This window comes from Streptococcus oralis (assembly GCF_001578945.1).
Taxonomy (GTDB): Bacteria; Bacillota; Bacilli; order Lactobacillales; family Streptococcaceae; genus Streptococcus; species Streptococcus oralis_Q.
This window is the reverse complement of the sequence record NZ_KQ969552.1, coordinates 320,562-337,357: the sequence shown is the minus strand read 5'-3', so window position 1 is coordinate 337,357 and position 16,796 is coordinate 320,562. Positions and strand designations below refer to the sequence as shown.

The 16,796-nt window shown below is 40.7% G+C and carries 14 protein-coding genes; 11 read left to right on the top strand and 3 right to left on the bottom strand.

Translation table 11 applies throughout. The features are described 5' to 3' along the window. The 3 genes from thrS to SORDD16_RS11310 all read right to left on the bottom strand — a co-directional run. A partial coding sequence (gene thrS / locus SORDD16_RS07085) for a threonine--tRNA ligase (protein WP_241734031.1) occupies positions 1-1,398 on the bottom strand: 1,398 nt, incomplete at its 3' end. A gap of 10 nt (positions 1,399-1,408) precedes the next feature. Next, positions 1,409-2,035: an adenylate kinase family protein gene (locus SORDD16_RS07080; protein WP_081215175.1), complete on the bottom strand. Its 627-nt coding sequence runs from the start codon at positions 2,033-2,035 to the stop codon at positions 1,409-1,411. Between the two features lie 258 nt (positions 2,036-2,293). Continuing rightward, positions 2,294-2,668, bottom strand: coding sequence for a hypothetical protein (locus SORDD16_RS11310; RefSeq protein ID WP_061452873.1), 375 nt, complete (start codon positions 2,666-2,668; stop codon positions 2,294-2,296). Between the two features lie 197 nt (positions 2,669-2,865). Between SORDD16_RS11310 and SORDD16_RS07070 the strand changes: the two genes are divergently transcribed. The 11 genes from SORDD16_RS07070 to SORDD16_RS07020 all read left to right on the top strand — a co-directional run bounded on the left by SORDD16_RS07070 (position 2,866) and on the right by SORDD16_RS07020 (position 16,558). Beyond that, positions 2,866-3,708: a metallophosphoesterase family protein gene (locus SORDD16_RS07070; protein ID WP_061452872.1), complete on the top strand. Its 843-nt coding sequence runs from the start codon at positions 2,866-2,868 to the stop codon at positions 3,706-3,708. Positions 3,709-3,775: 67 nt separating this feature from the next. Next, entirely contained in the window at positions 3,776-4,213 is a 438-nt protein-coding gene (locus SORDD16_RS07065; protein WP_061452871.1) for an Rrf2 family transcriptional regulator, read from the top strand. Between the two features lie 173 nt (positions 4,214-4,386). Then, the gene (locus tag SORDD16_RS07060; RefSeq protein WP_061452870.1) at positions 4,387-5,016 is read left to right on the top strand and encodes an NAD(P)-dependent oxidoreductase; all 630 of its coding nucleotides are present in this window, start codon (positions 4,387-4,389) and stop codon (positions 5,014-5,016) included. 129 nt (positions 5,017-5,145) lie between these two features. Then, positions 5,146-7,371 (top strand): single-stranded-DNA-specific exonuclease RecJ, encoded by a 2,226-nt coding sequence (gene recJ, locus SORDD16_RS07055; protein WP_061452869.1) that lies wholly within the window; start codon positions 5,146-5,148, stop codon positions 7,369-7,371. Positions 7,372-7,543: 172 nt separating this feature from the next. Further along, positions 7,544-9,205, top strand: a complete 1,662-nt coding sequence (locus tag SORDD16_RS07050) for a ribonuclease J (protein ID WP_061452868.1) — start codon at positions 7,544-7,546, stop codon at positions 9,203-9,205. A 68-nt stretch (positions 9,206-9,273) separates the two neighbouring features. After that, positions 9,274-10,053: an alpha/beta hydrolase gene (locus SORDD16_RS07045; protein ID WP_061452867.1), complete on the top strand. Its 780-nt coding sequence runs from the start codon at positions 9,274-9,276 to the stop codon at positions 10,051-10,053. A gap of 104 nt (positions 10,054-10,157) precedes the next feature. Then, the gene (locus SORDD16_RS07040; protein ID WP_061452866.1) at positions 10,158-10,859 is read left to right on the top strand and encodes a M57 family metalloprotease; all 702 of its coding nucleotides are present in this window, start codon (positions 10,158-10,160) and stop codon (positions 10,857-10,859) included. 101 nt (positions 10,860-10,960) lie between these two features. Continuing rightward, the gene (uvrC, locus tag SORDD16_RS07035) at positions 10,961-12,808 is read left to right on the top strand and encodes an excinuclease ABC subunit UvrC (RefSeq protein WP_061452865.1); all 1,848 of its coding nucleotides are present in this window, start codon (positions 10,961-10,963) and stop codon (positions 12,806-12,808) included. Between the two features lie 157 nt (positions 12,809-12,965). Continuing rightward, positions 12,966-13,943 carry a hypothetical protein gene (locus SORDD16_RS07030; protein WP_061452864.1) on the top strand — a complete coding sequence of 326 codons (978 nt, stop codon included), beginning with the start codon at positions 12,966-12,968 and terminating at the stop codon, positions 13,941-13,943. Further along, positions 13,940-15,637, top strand: a complete 1,698-nt coding sequence (locus SORDD16_RS07025) for an AAA family ATPase (protein ID WP_061452863.1) — start codon at positions 13,940-13,942, stop codon at positions 15,635-15,637. The genes SORDD16_RS07030 and SORDD16_RS07025 overlap by 4 nt, the downstream gene beginning before the upstream one ends. Positions 15,638-15,703: 66 nt before the next feature. Further along, positions 15,704-16,558 carry a metallophosphoesterase family protein gene (locus tag SORDD16_RS07020; RefSeq protein ID WP_061452862.1) on the top strand — a complete coding sequence of 285 codons (855 nt, stop codon included), beginning with the start codon at positions 15,704-15,706 and terminating at the stop codon, positions 16,556-16,558. The last annotated feature ends 238 nt before the right edge of the window (positions 16,559-16,796 follow it).

The following is a 16,796-nucleotide window of genomic DNA, read 5'->3' as shown; positions in this document are numbered from 1 at the left end:
GGCTGCTTCTCCTTCGGCTTCAAAGTAGTCCACACCCATCTTATCAAGAGCTGCACGGAGCATGGTTTGAGCATTTTCCCACATTTCATCGTTGTCAAAGTACTTGTGAGTATCTTGAGGGTCACGAAGAGAGAGACGGAAGCGGTATTCAGTCAAGTTGAAGTCTTCATAAACATCGATAATCAACTGAAGGGCACGTTGGAATTCTTCTTGGATTTGTTCAGGAGTGACAAAGAGGTGACCGTCGTTGAGAGACATTTCACGCACACGTTGAAGACCAGTGAGGGCACCAGATTTCTCGTAACGGTGCATCATACCGATTTCAGCGATACGGATTGGCAATTCACGGTAAGAGTGAACATGGTGTTTGTAGACTTGGATGTGGTGTGGGCAGTTCATTGGACGAAGAACAAATTCTTCCCCGTCACCCATATCCATAGTTGGGAACATGTCTTCTTGGTAATGATCCCAGTGACCAGAAGTCTTGTAAAGCTCTACAGAAGCAAGTGGTGGAGTGTAGACGTGTTGGTAGCCAGAAGCCAACTCTTTATCGACAATGTAGCGTTCCAATTCACGACGGATAGTCGCACCATTTGGCAACCAGAATGGCAAACCTTGTCCTACTTCTTGTGAAATCATGAAGAGGTCAAGCTCTTTACCAAGTTTGCGGTGGTCACGTTCTTTGGCTTCTTCACGCATTTGAAGGTAGTTTTTCAAGTCTTTTTTGTCAAACCATGCTGTACCGTAGATCCGTTGCATCATAGCGTTATCGCTATTTCCGCGCCAGTAAGCACCAGCTACATGGAGAAGGTGGAAGATTTGGATGCGACCTGTTGAAGGCACGTGAGGGCCACGGCAAAGGTCCACGTATTCACCCTGACGGTAGATAGTCAAACCACCTTCGTCCTCAGAGTGTTCTTCAATCAATTCCAACTTGTAAGGGTCGTTCTTAAAGATTTCACGTGCCTCGTCCTTGGTAACTTCCTCACGAATGGATGGGAAGTTTTCTTTGACGATTTTTTGCATTTCTTCTTCGATACGAGGAAGGTCTTCGTTAGAGATTTGACCAGCAGTATTGTCTGTATCGTAGTAGAAGCCATCTTCAATAGCTGGACCAACTCCCAAGTGAATGTCTGGGAAAAGGCGACGAGCTGCTTGGGCGAACAAGTGGGCAGCTGAGTGACGTAAGATTGGAAGGGCATCTTCGTGGTCAGGTGTCACGATTTCGATGCTACCATCTTCAGTGATAGCACGAGTCGTGTCGATGAGTTTGCCGTTGAATTTACCAGCCAAGGCTTTTTTAGCTAAGGAATTGCTGATGCTTTGTGCAATTTCAAAAGTTGTCACGCCAGATTCGAATTCACGAACAGCGCCATCTGGGAAAGTAATCTTAATCATGGTTTTCTCCTTAAATATTTATTCTATTTTTGTTGGACAATTTTAAGAGCCGAGCAACTTCTTCCGCAGTCTGATTCTCTGATTGACTACCATCTGTTACGAGGCTAGGATAGCCTAATCTCACCGCTTCCTTACGAACCATTTGAGCAAAAAGAATGTCTCGTTGCATCCAGTTTTCAAAAGCTTGCTCGGGGTTGGTTGTACCCTCTAAGACATAAGGAACCCATTCTCTCTGTATATAATGCTTTTTTTGAAAATCAGCTGTCGGAGTCAAACATAGATAGGAAGACACTGGACATTCAAGCTCCTTTACCAAGTGAGGCAAAAGTCCTGCCCCCTCCACCAAGAGAGGTCTATCTTGATTTTTTATCAAGTAAGATTTCACATAAGGAAAAATCTCTTCATAAAAGCGCCATTCTTCATCTGCCATCTCTTCTGGATTTCTCATCCAGATTTGTTCTGGACTTCTATCCTGTCTAAGAAGGCAAATTGGCTGTGAGTCTGCACTTGCTTGACTCATCATCTCATCTACCAAATCATCCAGTTTGATATGAATCAGCTGATACTGTCTAGCAAGAAGTGAAGAAATTGTTGACTTTCCACTACAAGGCGATCCGCCAATCATATAAAGCATCATTCTTCCTCCTTCTGACAAAATAAAAACGACATCCTCGAAAGGACGTCGTAACGTGGTTCCACCTTCATTTATGTTCCTCAAAAAAGAGGGACACCTCTGATTGGCTCTAACGTAGCCACCGTTTTATGTTTTCATAAAAGTCAGTAGAGTAGTATCAGTTTAGGCTCTCTATGCGTTTCCAGCAACCACGCACTCTCTAGTAGAAAGGGGCTAAGTGACTTGTCTCTATGCATTATTATAGCATGATTGCGAGATTTTTCAAGGATTTTGTGAAAGTTTTTTATTTTTTCCGTGCTGGAGCATGTATTTAATACCTGAACCTGAAGCCATACCAAGTAGGGCAAAGAGTTCATAAGCTAGGAAATAAACGAGAATGAATTCATTGAAAGTAATGATGGTAAAGCAATAGAGAAGAGCAATACCGAGCAGCCACCACAATGAGAATTGGAAACGGTAGCTATAAAGAAGGGACACGATAAAGGTTGCCAAAGGTGAAAAGAGGATGATGTTGTAAATGTAAAGCCCTTTCAGCGTATAAGGATCAGATATCAGCAACAAAAGCAACTCATAGAGGGGCCAGTAAAAGAAGAAAATGACAAGGCAGTATGGGATATACTTAAGATATTTCCGCATGGCAATAGTCCTCCAATCTGCAAAAATAGAGAGATGTTGAAGACCACATGATCCTAAATGAAGGGGAGCTCTCTACCTATATTATAGCACGATTTGGAAGCTCTTACAAGTTAATACAGTGAGCAGTGATAGTGATTTTTTGCAGTGTTTTCTGCTATAATACTAACAGAAGAAGTAAGAGGAAATGAGGAGAAAGAATGACGAAAATAGCAGTTCTTTCAGACATACATGGGAATACAAGCGCCTTGGAAGCTGTACTGGCTGATGCAAAAGCGGAAACGGTAGATGAGTACTGGCTTTTGGGGGATATTCTTATGCCTGGAACAGGACGTAGAAGGATTTTGGACCTCTTGGCTAGCTTGCCCATTACAGTAAGAGTTCTTGGAAATTGGGAGGATAGTCTCTGGCGTGGTTTGCATCGCAAGCTAGATCCAACAAAAGCTAGTCATCGCTATCTCCTACGCCAATGCCAGTATATCTTAGAAGAGATTAGCCCTAAAGAAATAGAAGACCTCCACAATCAACCCATGCAAGTTCACCGTCGGTTCGGTAATTTGACGGTAGGAATCACTCACCATCTCCCTGATAAAAACTGGGGTAGAGAGTTGATTCATATGGGAAAACAAGAAGATTTTGATAGATTAGTGACGGAACCGCATGCCTCTATCGCAGTATATGGGCATATTCACCAGCAGTTGCTTCGTTACGGAAGTGATGGGCAGTTGATTCTTAATCCAGGTTCGATTGGGCAACCCTTCTTTTTAGATGCGGGATTACGTAAGGACCTGCGGGCTCAGTATATGATTTTAGAGTTTGATGAAGCAGGTTTGGCTGATGTTGATTTTCGTCGAGTGGATTATGATGTAGAAGTCGAATTGCAGTTGGCTAAAGATTTGAAGCTCCCCTATTTCCAGATCTACTATGAAAGTTTAGTAAATGGAATTCATCATACTCATAACCATGAATTGCTAAATGAGATCGCTCAAGAGCAGGGGCATGATATTGAGTTGGATGAATGGTTGGATAGTGGTAATGATTGACATTACAACGAAAAAGCGTATAATAAATAGAGAACCCAACAACTAATATTCATTAGAAGGAGACGATATGCAGATATCAAGTCGATTTACCATTGCAACTCATATGCTGATTATCATTGCACTAGAGGGACGAAAAAATAAAGTGACAAGTGATTTTTTGGCAGGAAGTGTCGGAGTGAACCCAGTCATTATCAGAAAGACCTTGTCCCAGTTGAAGAAAGCTGAGTTAATTTCAGTTGCGCGTGGGACAGGTGGTGCAGAGATTGCCAAGGATTTGCAACAAATCACACTCCTAGATGTTTATCAGGCAGTGGAGTGTTTGGGGAAAAAAGGTGAGCTTTTTAGTTTTCACGAGAATCCCAATCCCAATTGCCCTATCGGTGCCAACATCCATAGTGTGCTAGATAAAAAATTAATTGAAGTCCAGCAAGCAATGGAAAACCAACTTGGTCAGACGAGTTTGGCTCAAGTTGTGGCAGATGCTGAGGCGAAAATACCTAGGTAAGAGGATTTTATTCCTCTTTTTTGTGTGTCAGACTGGCAAATGGACTTCTGGTAGCGACCTTAAAATAATTGAATAAAAATATGAAAAAACAACATGTAACAATTGACATTACAAAAAAATGTGATATACTTTTATTGTAACAAAAGTATTTACAACAAAACGGAGGAAAGAAAATGAAAATTGCAGTAGTAGCGGCAAATGGTGCAGCAGGTCAATTGATTGTTAAAGAAGCTTTGGAACGTGGTCATGAAGTGACAGCAATCGTCCGCTCTGAGAATAAGAGTCAAGCAGAGAAAGTCCTTGTAAAAGATTTATTTGATCTAACTAAAGAAGATTTGAAAGACTTTGATGTAGTTGTCTCAGCTTTTGGAGCTTTTACTCCTGAAACACTGACACTACATAGCAAGTCGGTTGAACACTTCAATGACTTGCTTGCAGGAAGTGATACCCGCTTAGTGATCGTTGGTGGAGCGGGGAGTCTGTATGTAGATGAAACTAGAACTACGCGTCTCTTGGATACGCCAGATTTTCCTGATGAGTTCAAACCGCTTGCCAGTGCTCAGGCGGATGAATTGGATTTGATTCGTCAGAAAAACGATTTGAAATGGACCTTTGTGAGTCCAGCAGCGGATTTTGCTCCAGAAGCACCAAAAACGGGAACCTATGTACTAGCTGGAGAAGTCTTTACTGTTAATGACAAAGGAGCTAGTTTTATCAGTTATTCTGATTACGCCGTAGCAATGATGGACATTATTGAATCAGGCAAGTATGAGCAAGAACGCATTTCTGTTCGAGGAAAATAGAAAAAGAATGATGAGAGAAACATGAGCAGTAGATTTGCTCATGTTTTTTTAGCAAATATCTAAATAGAGAAATACCTCAAATCATGTTATAATGAGAGGATAGAATTCTTAGAAAGAGTGGATGTTTTTTTGATAACTCCTACTTATGAATGGCAGTTTGCCCCGCAGGTTGAAGATGCGGATTTTACAAAGATAGCCAAGAAGGCTGGACTGGGTCCTGAGGTGGCTCGGTTATTATTTGAAAGAGGGATTCAGGATGAAGAAAGTCTAAAGAAATTTTTAGAACCTTCTTTGGAGGACTTGCATGACCCCTATCTGCTCCATGATATGGACAAGGCAGTGAAAAGGATTCGTCAGGCCATTGAAGAAGGGGAAAACATTCTCATCTATGGAGACTACGATGCGGATGGTATGACTTCGGCTTCGATTGTGAAGGAAAGTTTGGAACAGCTTGGCGCTGAGTGCCGTGTTTATTTGCCAAATCGTTTTACCGATGGCTATGGCCCCAATGCCAGTGTCTATAAATACTTTATCGAGCAAGAGGGAATCTCCTTGATTGTGACAGTGGACAATGGGGTTGCTGGTCATGAAGCCATTGAACTAGCTCAGTCTATGGGAGTTGATGTCATTGTGACCGACCATCATTCCATGCCGGAAACTCTTCCTGATGCCTATGCTATTGTTCACCCTGAGCATACAGATGCGGACTATCCTTTCAAATATCTAGCTGGTTGTGGAGTGGCTTTCAAGTTGGCTTGCGCCCTTTTAGAAGAAGTGCAAGTGGAGCTACTCGATTTGGTAGCTATCGGCACCATTGCCGATATGGTGAGTTTGACGGATGAAAACCGTATCATGGTTCAATATGGTCTGGAAATGCTGGGGCATACTCAGCGTATTGGCCTGCAAGAAATGCTAGACATGGCTGGGATTGCTGCGAATGAAGTGACAGAAGAAACGGTTGGCTTTCAGATTGCCCCTCGTTTAAATGCCTTGGGCCGCTTGGACGATCCCAATCCTGCCATTGATTTGTTGACTGGGTTTGACGACGAGGAAGCTCATGAGATTGCTCTCATGATTCATCAGAAAAATGAAGAGCGCAAGGAAATCGTCCAGTCTATCTACGAAGAAGCTAAGACCATGGTGGATCCTGAGAAGAAGATCCAGGTTTTGGCCAAGGAAGGCTGGAATCCTGGAGTTCTGGGTATCGTGGCTGGACGCTTGCTGGAAGAATTGGGACAGACAGTCATCGTTCTTAATATAGAAGAAGGTCGTGCCAAGGGTAGCGCTCGTAGTGTGGAAGCGGTCGATATTTTTGAAGCCTTGGATCCCCATCGCGATCTCTTTATCGCCTTTGGTGGCCATGCTGGTGCAGCAGGAATGACGCTGGAAGTTGAGAAACTTTCAGATTTATCTCAGGTCTTGGAAGACTATGTCCGTGAAAAAGGTGCAGATGCTGCTGGCAAGAACAAGTTAAATCTAGATGGAGAGCTGGATTTGGAGACACTTAGTTTGGAAACGGTCAAAAGCTTTGAACGCTTGGCACCTTTTGGAATGGACAATCAGAAACCTGTCTTTTATATCAAGGATTTTCAGGTTGAAAGTGCTCGTACCATGGGAGCAGGTAATGCTCATCTCAAACTAAAAATTTCCAAGGGTGAGGCGAGTTTTGAAGTGGTGGCCTTTGGACAAGGTAGATGGGCGACAGAGTTTGCTCAAACAAAAAACCTAGAATTGGCAGTCACCTTGTCTGTCAATCAATGGAATGGTCAGACTGCCCTCCAGTTGATGATGGTGGATGCGCGTGTGGAAGGTGTTCAACTCTTTAACATTCGTGGGAAGAATGCAGTCTTGCCAGAAGGGGTTCCAGTTTTGGATTTCTCTGGAGAAGTGCCGAATTTGACGAATAGTGAGGTGGTTGTCGTAAAAAACATTCCTGAGGATATGACCTTGCTGAAGACTATTTTTCAGGAACAGCATTTCTCAGCTGTCTATTTCAAAAATGACATTGACAAGGCCTACTATCTGACAGGTTACGGGACTAGGGAACAGTTTGCTAAATTGTACAAGACTATTTACCAGTTCCCAGAGTTTGATATTCGCTACAAGCTCAAAGATTTGGCGACTTATCTCAATATTCAACAAATCTTGCTGGTCAAGATGATCCAAGTATTTGAAGAGCTGGGCTTTGTGACGATCAAAGATGGTGTCATGACAGTCAATAAAGATGCGCTGAAAAGGGAAATTGCTGAAAGTCAGATTTATCAAAATCTCAAACAAACTGTAAAAAATCAAGAAATGATGGCGCTAGGTACGGTGCAAGAAATTTATGACTTTTTGATGGAAAAAGAAGAATAGCATATTGGAGAGAGTTGGGCAACCAGCTCTTTTTTAAAAACCGATCTTCGTTTTGAAAATCATCAAAAAAATGGTATAATGGTAGGAAAAGATTCGGCTGAAAGTTTTAGAACTTTTAGAATAAGAGGGTAAACCTACCCTATAATCAAGATAATTAAGTTTCGGAGGGAAAATGAGTAATATCAGTTTAACAACACTAGGTGGTGTACGAGAAAACGGGAAAAATATGTACATTGCTGAAATCGATGGTTCTATTTTTGTTTTGGATGCAGGGCTTAAATACCCTGAAAATGAACAACTAGGGGTTGATGTCGTCATTCCAAACATGGACTACCTTTTTGAAAATAGCGATCGTATCGCAGGGGTCTTTTTGACCCACGGACATGCGGATGCCATTGGTGCCCTGCCTTATCTTTTGGCAGAGACTAAGGTGCCTGTGTTTGGTTCTGAGTTGACCATTGAGTTGGCCAAACTCTTTGTCAAGGGAAATGATACGGTTAAGAAATTCAATGACTTCCATGTGATTGATGAGAATACGGAGATTGATTTTGGAGGGACGGTGGTTTCCTTCTTCCGTACAACTCACTCTATCCCAGAAAGTTTAGGAGTAGTCCTGAAAACAGCAGAGGGCAATATCGTCTACACAGGTGACTTCAAGTTTGACCAGACAGCTAGCGAATCTTATGCGACGGATTTTGCTCGTTTGGCAGAGATCGGTCGTGATGGTGTCTTGGCGCTCCTCAGTGATTCAGCCAATGCAGACAGCAATATTCAAGTGGCGAGCGAGAGTGAAGTTGGGGATGAAATTACCCAGACCATTGCAGACTGGGAAGGTCGTATCATCGTTGCGGCAGTTGCCAGCAACCTCTCTCGTATCCAGCAGGTTTTTGATGCTGCGGCGGATACAGGTCGCCGAGTCGTTTTGACTGGATTTGATGTTGAAAATATCGTTCGTACAGCGATTCGTCTCAAAAAATTATCCCTAGCTAATGAAAGCCTTTTGATTAAACCAAAAGAAATGTCTCGTTTCGAAGACCATGAGTTGATTATCCTTGAGACAGGTCGTATGGGTGAACCTATCAATGGACTTCGTAAGATGTCTATTGGGCGCCACCGTTATGTAGAAATCAAGGATGGGGACTTGGTTTATATTGTAACAACTCCATCCACCGCCAAAGAAGCAGTTGTGGCTCGCGTTGAAAATATGATTTACCAAGCTGGTGGTGTGGTGAAACTCATTACCCAAAGCTTGCGAGTATCAGGACATGGGAATGCGCGTGATTTGCAGTTGATGATCAATCTTTTGCAACCAAACTACCTCTTCCCTATTCAAGGGGAGTATCGTGAGTTGGATGCGCATGCCAAGGCTGCCATGGCAGTTGGAATGTTGCCAGAGCACATTTTCATCCCTAAAAAGGGAACGACCATGTCTTATGAACATGGAGACTTTGTCCCAGCTGGAGCAGTTTCGGCAGGTGATGTCTTGATTGATGGAAATGCCATTGGTGATGTTGGGAATGTCGTTCTTCGCGACCGTAAGGTCTTGTCAGAGGATGGAATCTTTATCGTGGCTATCACTGTTAACCGTCGTGAGAAGAAAATTGTGGCTAAGGCTCGCGTCCATACACGTGGATTTGTTTATCTCAAGAAGAGCCGTGATATTCTCCGTGAAAGTTCAGAATTGATTAACCAAACGGTAGAAGAGTATCTTCAAGGCGATGACTTTGATTGGGCAGATCTCAAAGGCAAGGTTCGTGACAATCTGACCAAGTACCTCTTTGATCAAACCAAGCGTCGCCCAGCAATCTTGCCAGTCGTGATGGAAGCAAAATAATAAGCAGAATACCTACAGAAAAAGTCGAAATTCGGCTTTTTCTTATAGAATAGTAAAAGGAGACAACCATGGCAGTTATGAATATTGAGTATTACTCAAAAGTTTTGGATATGGAGTGGGGCGTTACCGTACTCTATCCAGATGCTAGTCGAGTGACTGAACCAGATTGCACAGATATTCCTGTTCTTTACCTTTTGCACGGAATGTCAGGAAACCAAAATAGCTGGCTCAAGCGAACCAATGTCGAGCGTTTGTTGCGCGGGACTAATCTCATTGTCATCATGCCCAATACTAGCAATGGCTGGTACACAGATACTCAGTATGGCTATAACTACTATACTGCTCTAGCAGAGGAGTTACCTCAGGTCATGAAACGATTCTTTCCCAATATGACCAGCAAGCGAGAAAAGACCTTTATAGCAGGCCTCTCCATGGGTGGCTATGGTTCCTTTAAGCTGGCTCTCGCAACCGATCGTTTTTCTCATGCGGCTAGTTTTTCTGGTGCGCTCAGTTTTCAGGAATTTTCTCCTGAAAGTCAGGATCTGGGATCGCTTGCCTACTGGCGAGGAGTTTTTGGAGAGATTAAAGACTGGACAGCTAGTCCTCATTCGCTTGAAAGTATGGCAGCAAAATCCGATAAAAAGACCAAACTATGGGCTTGGTGTGGAGAGCAAGACTATCTCTACTCTGCCAATAATCTCGCAGTGAAAAACCTCAAAAAACTTGGTTTAGAGGTGACCTATAGTCACAGTCCAGGTAAGCACGAGTGGTACTACTGGGAAAAACAATTGGAGCGTTTTTTGGCTACTCTACCAATTGACTTTGTCTTGGAAGAACGTTTATCTTAGTTTTAGGTTTCTTTCAGCTTTCTTCAGTAAAATAGAGAATCTATCTTGATCAAGTAGAATGTGATTTTAAGATAGATTCTTATTTTTATGAAAGGTGGAGTGTCATGTTCTGGATTATTCGATTATTGTTCCGATTTCTTTTGGGAATTTGGCGTTTCTTCTGGCGTCTGGTTTGGACCGTGGTTATTCTACTTCTCATTGCCTTTGGAGTACTTTGGTACCTGACAGGTGATTTTCATTCTGCGGTCAATCAGGTTGAAAAAATGAGTAAGATTGGCCAAGGTGGCTGGAATCAATGGAAGGAGACGGGAACGCTGGAAGTCTTGTCTCAGACAGACAGTCACCAACATGCAGAAGGCAAGTGGGCTCAGGCCTCAGCTCGCATCTATATTGAGCCTCAAATGGATGAGACCTTCCAAGCTGCCTATACAGAAGCGATTAAAAACTGGAACCAAACGGGAGCCTTTACCTTTGAGGTGGTTGCGGATCCTAGCCAGGCAGATATTGTGGCAAGTGAGATGAATGATGGTTCGACCGCTGTGGCTGGCCAAGCCGAGAGTCAAACCAATTTGTTAACCAATCAATTTATATCTGTAACGGTTCGCCTGAATCACTATTATCTATCCAATCCAAGCTATGGATACTCTTATGAACGGATCGTGCACACGGCGGAGCACGAGCTGGGGCATGCCATCGGATTGGATCATACCAACGAGACTTCTGTCATGCAGCCTGCAGGTTCCTATTATGGAATTCAGCCTCAGGATGTGACAGCTGTTCAAGAACTCTATACCAGTAGCGACTAGATGAAGTCGGTGCAATATGAAAAGAAATCAAAGCTCCTCCAACAAGTGATTGGTGGGGCTTTTTGTTCGTCCTGTTACGGCCTTTTTGCTATAATGGAACTATGAATAACTTGATCAAATCAAAACTAGAGCTCCTGCCGACCAGCCCTGGATGCTACATTCACAAGGATAAAAATGGTACTATTATCTATGTAGGAAAGGCTAAAAATCTGCGCAATCGCGTGCGGTCCTATTTCCGTGGCAGTCATGATACCAAGACGGAGGCTCTGGTATCTGAGATTGTGGATTTTGAATTTATCGTCACTGAGTCTAATATTGAGGCCCTTCTCCTAGAAATCAATCTCATCAAGGAAAACAAGCCCAAGTACAATATCATGCTTAAGGATGACAAGTCTTATCCCTTCATCAAAATCACAAATGAGCGCTATCCTCGATTGATTATCACCCGTCAGGTCAAAAAGGACGGTGGTCTTTATTTTGGCCCCTATCCAGATGTGGGGGCAGCCAATGAAATCAAGCGACTGCTGGATCGGATTTTCCCTTTTCGTAAGTGTACTAATCCACCGTCTAAGGTCTGTTTTTACTACCATATCGGCCAATGTATGGCCCACACCATCTGTAAGAAAGATGAGGCTTATTTCCAGTCCATGGCTCAGGAGGTTTCTGATTTCCTAAAAGGGCAGGATGATAAAATCATCGATGACCTTAAGGGCAAGATGGCAAAGGCAGCTCAAAGTATGGAATTTGAACGTGCGGCGGAATACCGTGACCTGATTCAGGCCATTGGAACTCTTCGGACCAAGCAACGGGTTATGGCAAAGGATCTCCAAAATCGAGATGTCTTTGGTTACTATGTGGACAAGGGCTGGATGTGTGTTCAGGTTTTCTTTGTTCGTCAAGGCAAGCTCATTGAGCGGGACGTCAACCTCTTCCCTTACTACAATGATCCGGATGAGGACTTCTTGACCTATGTGGGACAATTCTATCAAGAAAAATCTCACCTGATTCCCAATGAGGTATTGATTCCGCAGGATATCGATGAAGAAGCTATCAAAGCCTTGGTGGATAGCAAGATTCTCAAGCCCCAGCGTGGAGAGAAAAAACAACTGGTCAATTTGGCTATAAAGAATGCTCGTGTTAGTCTGGAGCAGAAGTTCAATCTGCTAGAAAAATCTGTCGAAAAGACCCAAGGGGCTATTGAAAATCTAGGACGCTTGCTCCAAATTCCCACCCCAGTACGTATCGAGTCCTTTGATAACTCTAATATCATGGGAACTAGTCCTGTTTCAGCTATGGTGGTCTTTGTCAACGGTAAACCGAGTAAAAAAGACTACCGCAAGTACAAGATAAAAACGGTTGTTGGCTCGGACGATTATGCTAGTATGAGAGAGGTCATTCGCAGACGCTATGGCCGAGTTCAGCGTGAGGGCTTGACCCCGCCAGATTTGATTGTCATTGATGGGGGGCAAGGTCAGGTCAATATCGCAAAGCAAGTTATTCAAGAAGAGCTGGGATTGGACATTCCCATTGCTGGTCTGCAAAAGAATGATAAGCACCAAACTCATGAATTGCTCTTTGGAGATCCGCTTGAAGTGGTGGAGTTATCGCGGAATTCTCAGGAATTTTTCCTCCTTCAACGCATCCAAGATGAGGTCCACCGCTTTGCTATCACTTTCCACCGGCAACTGCGCTCCAAAAACTCCTTTTCATCTCAACTGGATGGGATTGACGGTCTAGGACCTAAACGCAAGCAGAATCTCATGAAGCACTTCAAGTCTCTCACTAAAATCAAGGAAGCCAGTGTGGATGAGATTGTCGAAGTTGGGGTACCAAGAACAGTCGCAGAAGATGTGAAAAGAAAGTTGAACCCTCAGGAAGAAGTGGAATTGGCTCAAGTAGCGGAAGAGAGAGTAGATTACCAAACGGAAGGAAATCATCATGAACCATAAAATCGCAATTTTACTGTTCATGGCAATGCAACGGCACTAGAAGCAGTGATTGCAGAATCTTCGGAAGATTTAGATGGTTAACATATAAACAGAAGGCCGTAAAAACGGTCTTTTGTGGTATAATGGGAACGAAGTGAGCCAGAATGGAGTGTTAATTATGATACCTATAGAAAAAACAAATCCGTCTGAAGTTGAAAAAATTTGCTTGGAATTATATAAAAAAATGAATTTCCAAGATTATCCTGAATTTAAAGATGAGTTAAATAAATGGGTTGCAGATAATATACCAGAACTTGAGAGTGAAAAAGATACTTTTCTAAAGATAATGACTGCTGAGTATTCATTTTTAGAGAATTATAAAGGATTATTGGCTAATTTCATAGATGAAGAATCTAGATTAGCAAAGTATCTAAAAAAATCCTATGACAAGATAGATTCAAGGTTAAGGAAGAAAATAATTGATTTAAAGAACATTTCGGTATGCCCGTATTGCAATCGTAATTATATAAACTCAACATATAAAATACTTCATTGTAATAATTGTAGTCAAGACTTATTAGTAATTGATGAGGCTGAAAAAGAATGTCCGGGTTGCAAACAAGAAATTAACGGTCAGACTAAAGCAGTAAACACTGCTCAACTAGACCACTTTTTTTCAAAAGACAGCTATCCGTTATTTGCAGTTTCATTTTATAATTTAATTCCTAGCTGCTATAGCTGTAATCATGTAAAATCCAATAAGGATATAAAATATAGTCCCTATGACACTAGTTTTTCATTCGATGATGTAAAGTTTACATACGTTCTAAAGTCTGCTGATGAGATTGAAATCAAAATTAATTCTCATGATTCAGACTTTAAAAATGGAATTCGTGTTTTGGGTATAGAGGAGCTATATCAAGGACATATTGATGTAGTCAATGAATTGATTTGGAAAAAAGAAGTCTATACAGATAGTTATAGAGATGGTTTGTCAAAAATCTTAGATCAAACAAATCTTGCATTGAACAAGGCTGAGGTGAATCGCTTTATAACAGGATACTACACAGATAAAGAAAATTATGGGAAAAGACCACTTTCAAAAATGGTTACAGATATTAGCAAAGAAATTGGACTGGTAGGAGAAGAAGAATGAAATTAATTGCTTTGGTAATTAAACAGTATGATGAGCTTTTTAAAGAACAGATTTTTAATTTTTCAGATGAATATAAGGTTGATTTTAACTTTGAAACGAATGAACTTAAAATTGATAAAAATCCAGACTATATTGAAAATTTTTATGGAAGATCAGTTAATAATATTAGTTTAATATCAGGGATAAATGGTAGAGGGAAGTCTAGTATATTAAATATGCTTGTACATTATGATGTATTTCAAAATAAGGAAGCTTTTATTGAAGATAAGATATATTGTTTAGTTTTAAAAAGTGAAACAGAATTATATTTTGAGTACGTTTATAATTTCTTTGATAGTAGTAAATGTAGTCTTTATTTTGATGGTGAGCTGATGACTGGATTTTCTACTTTTATGGAGGGAAAAAACAAAGGGAGTATTAAGAGTTTTATATATAATTTAGAAAGTAGAGATAGTAGAAAAAATCCAAACATTTCAAGTATTATACTTGGCTTCTTACAAAGTCGTTTTAAAGAAAAACTTAAGAGGTACAGTGTATATAATAAAAATAAAAATCATCAAACTATTATTAACAGACATTTCACAGAGGCATATCCTAGCGATATTTTTGAAACTTATCAAAATTTGTATAAGGATGGACTAATTAAATCGGATCTGAAATTAAAATTGGAAATACAACTTGAAAATATAGAAGAGATATTTCCTTATATGAAATATGAGGAATATAAAAACAAGACAAAAGCCGAACGGTTTGGAGAGTTTGCCGAATTTAAAGAAGACTTTCTTGAGGGACTAGATTTAATAGAAGATGAATCAGTACGTGAAGTTTGGAGAACTATACATGACTTAAAAAAAGAGCAAAAACTAACAACTGAGTTGGATATTAACAGACAAAAAAATTTTTTAATAGCCAATATAGTTTATAGATATCAAGAGGAGTTACCTAGATTATTTTTAGAATTTAATAAAAGTTTTAACAAATATTTAGATGATAAAAATCTAAGTCTTAAAAGAAAGAAAAGATTATTTTCTGAGATTGCAATTACTATGTCTACTGGAGAAACTAATCTTTTGCTTTTAATTAGTGAGATTAAAAGAGTTTTATCTAATAATATTTCCCGTGATCACTACATAATTTTAATTGATGAAATAGAGACAGGTATGCACCTCGAATGGTCTAGAAGCTTAATAAACTTTTTAGTCAACTATATAAATGAAATCAACAAAATAGGAGGAATGAACTTCCAACTCATTTTCACAACTCATTCCCCTTATATGCTTTCGGATATTAAACCAGGAAATGTGATTATGCTTGAAAAGAATCAAGAAACGGGATATTCAGAAGGAAAAGTTTTACAAAATACTTTCGCTAAGAATATACAAGAAATCATGAAGGAAAATTTGATTGATAATATTTATGGTGATTTTGCTTTAGCGAAGATTAATTCTATGATAAGTAGACTTAATGGAGAAGAGGAGCAGGCAGGAGATGAAGAAGAACTATCAAAAGAAATTCATTTGATTAGCGAGCCTATTCTTCGTAATAAATTATTAGAGATGTATGATAAGAAATATGATACCTCAGAATTTAGTATTGAAAAACAACTACAGAAGTTGAATCTAAATGAGGAACAACGCCAGCAGGTCAGAGCAATGATTGAAGCAAATATAAGTAGTGCCAATGCGGATAAATAAGGTTGTAATTAAATAGTTTGAATTATCAATACAATCATTTGAAAATGAACAATAGAAAGTAATAATATGAAACACAGAATCGCGATTTTATCTGATATACACGGGAATACCACGGCCTTGAAGGCAGTTCTGTCAGATGCTAAAAGACAGGAAACGACAGAATATTGGCTTCTAGGGGATATTTTTCTCCCTGGACCTGGAGAAAATGACTTGTTAGCCTTGTTAAAAGACCTTCCAATCACAGCGACTGTCCGCGGAAACTGGGATGATTGTGTCTTAGAGGCTTTAGATGGGCAATATGGCTTAGAAGACCCACAAGAAATCCAACTCATGCGATTGACCCAGTTTTTGATGGAGCGAATGGATCCTGCAACGATTGTCTGGCTACGAAGCTTACCTATGCTAGAAAAGAAAGAAGTTGATGGACTTCGCTTTTCTCTTTCTCATAATTTACCTGACAAAAACTATGGGAGTGACTTACTGGTTGACAATGATACGGAGAAATTTGACCAGCTACTTGATGAGGAAACGGACGTGGCAGTCTATGGTCATGTCCACAAGCAGTTGCTTCGTTATGGCAGTCAAGGGCAACAAATCATCAATCCAGGTACGATTGGTATGCCCTATTTTGACTGGAAGGCGTTAAAAAATCACCGTGCCCAGTATGCCGTGATAGAGGTTGAAGATGGGGAACTGGTCAATATCCAATTCCGTAAAGTCGCTTATGACTATGAAGCGGAGCTAGAATTAGCCAAGTCCAAGGGGCTTCCCTTTATCGAAATGTATGAAGAGCTACGCAGAGAAGATAACTATCAGGGGCACAATCTGGAACTCTTAGCTAGTTTAATTGAAAAGCATGGATATGTAGAGGATGTGAAAGATTTCTTGGAGGCTATAAAGTCAGAATATGAGGTAGACTAGTTTCTTTAAACCCCTGAAAATTAGTTGAAACTAGATGGGGGGACTTGATTTAAATGATGGATTTCGTTCGGTTGCTCATCCTTGTTCCAATTTCTTTCTATGAAAAATCTCTGAAAGCTATTTCAAAACATGGTAGAATCGAAGCAGTAGAATTAGAAAATAAAATCGCGATTGAACTATGCTAATCTTGAATTTAATGCACAAGACCAGAACGGCTATTGGTTCTATGCTATAAGGT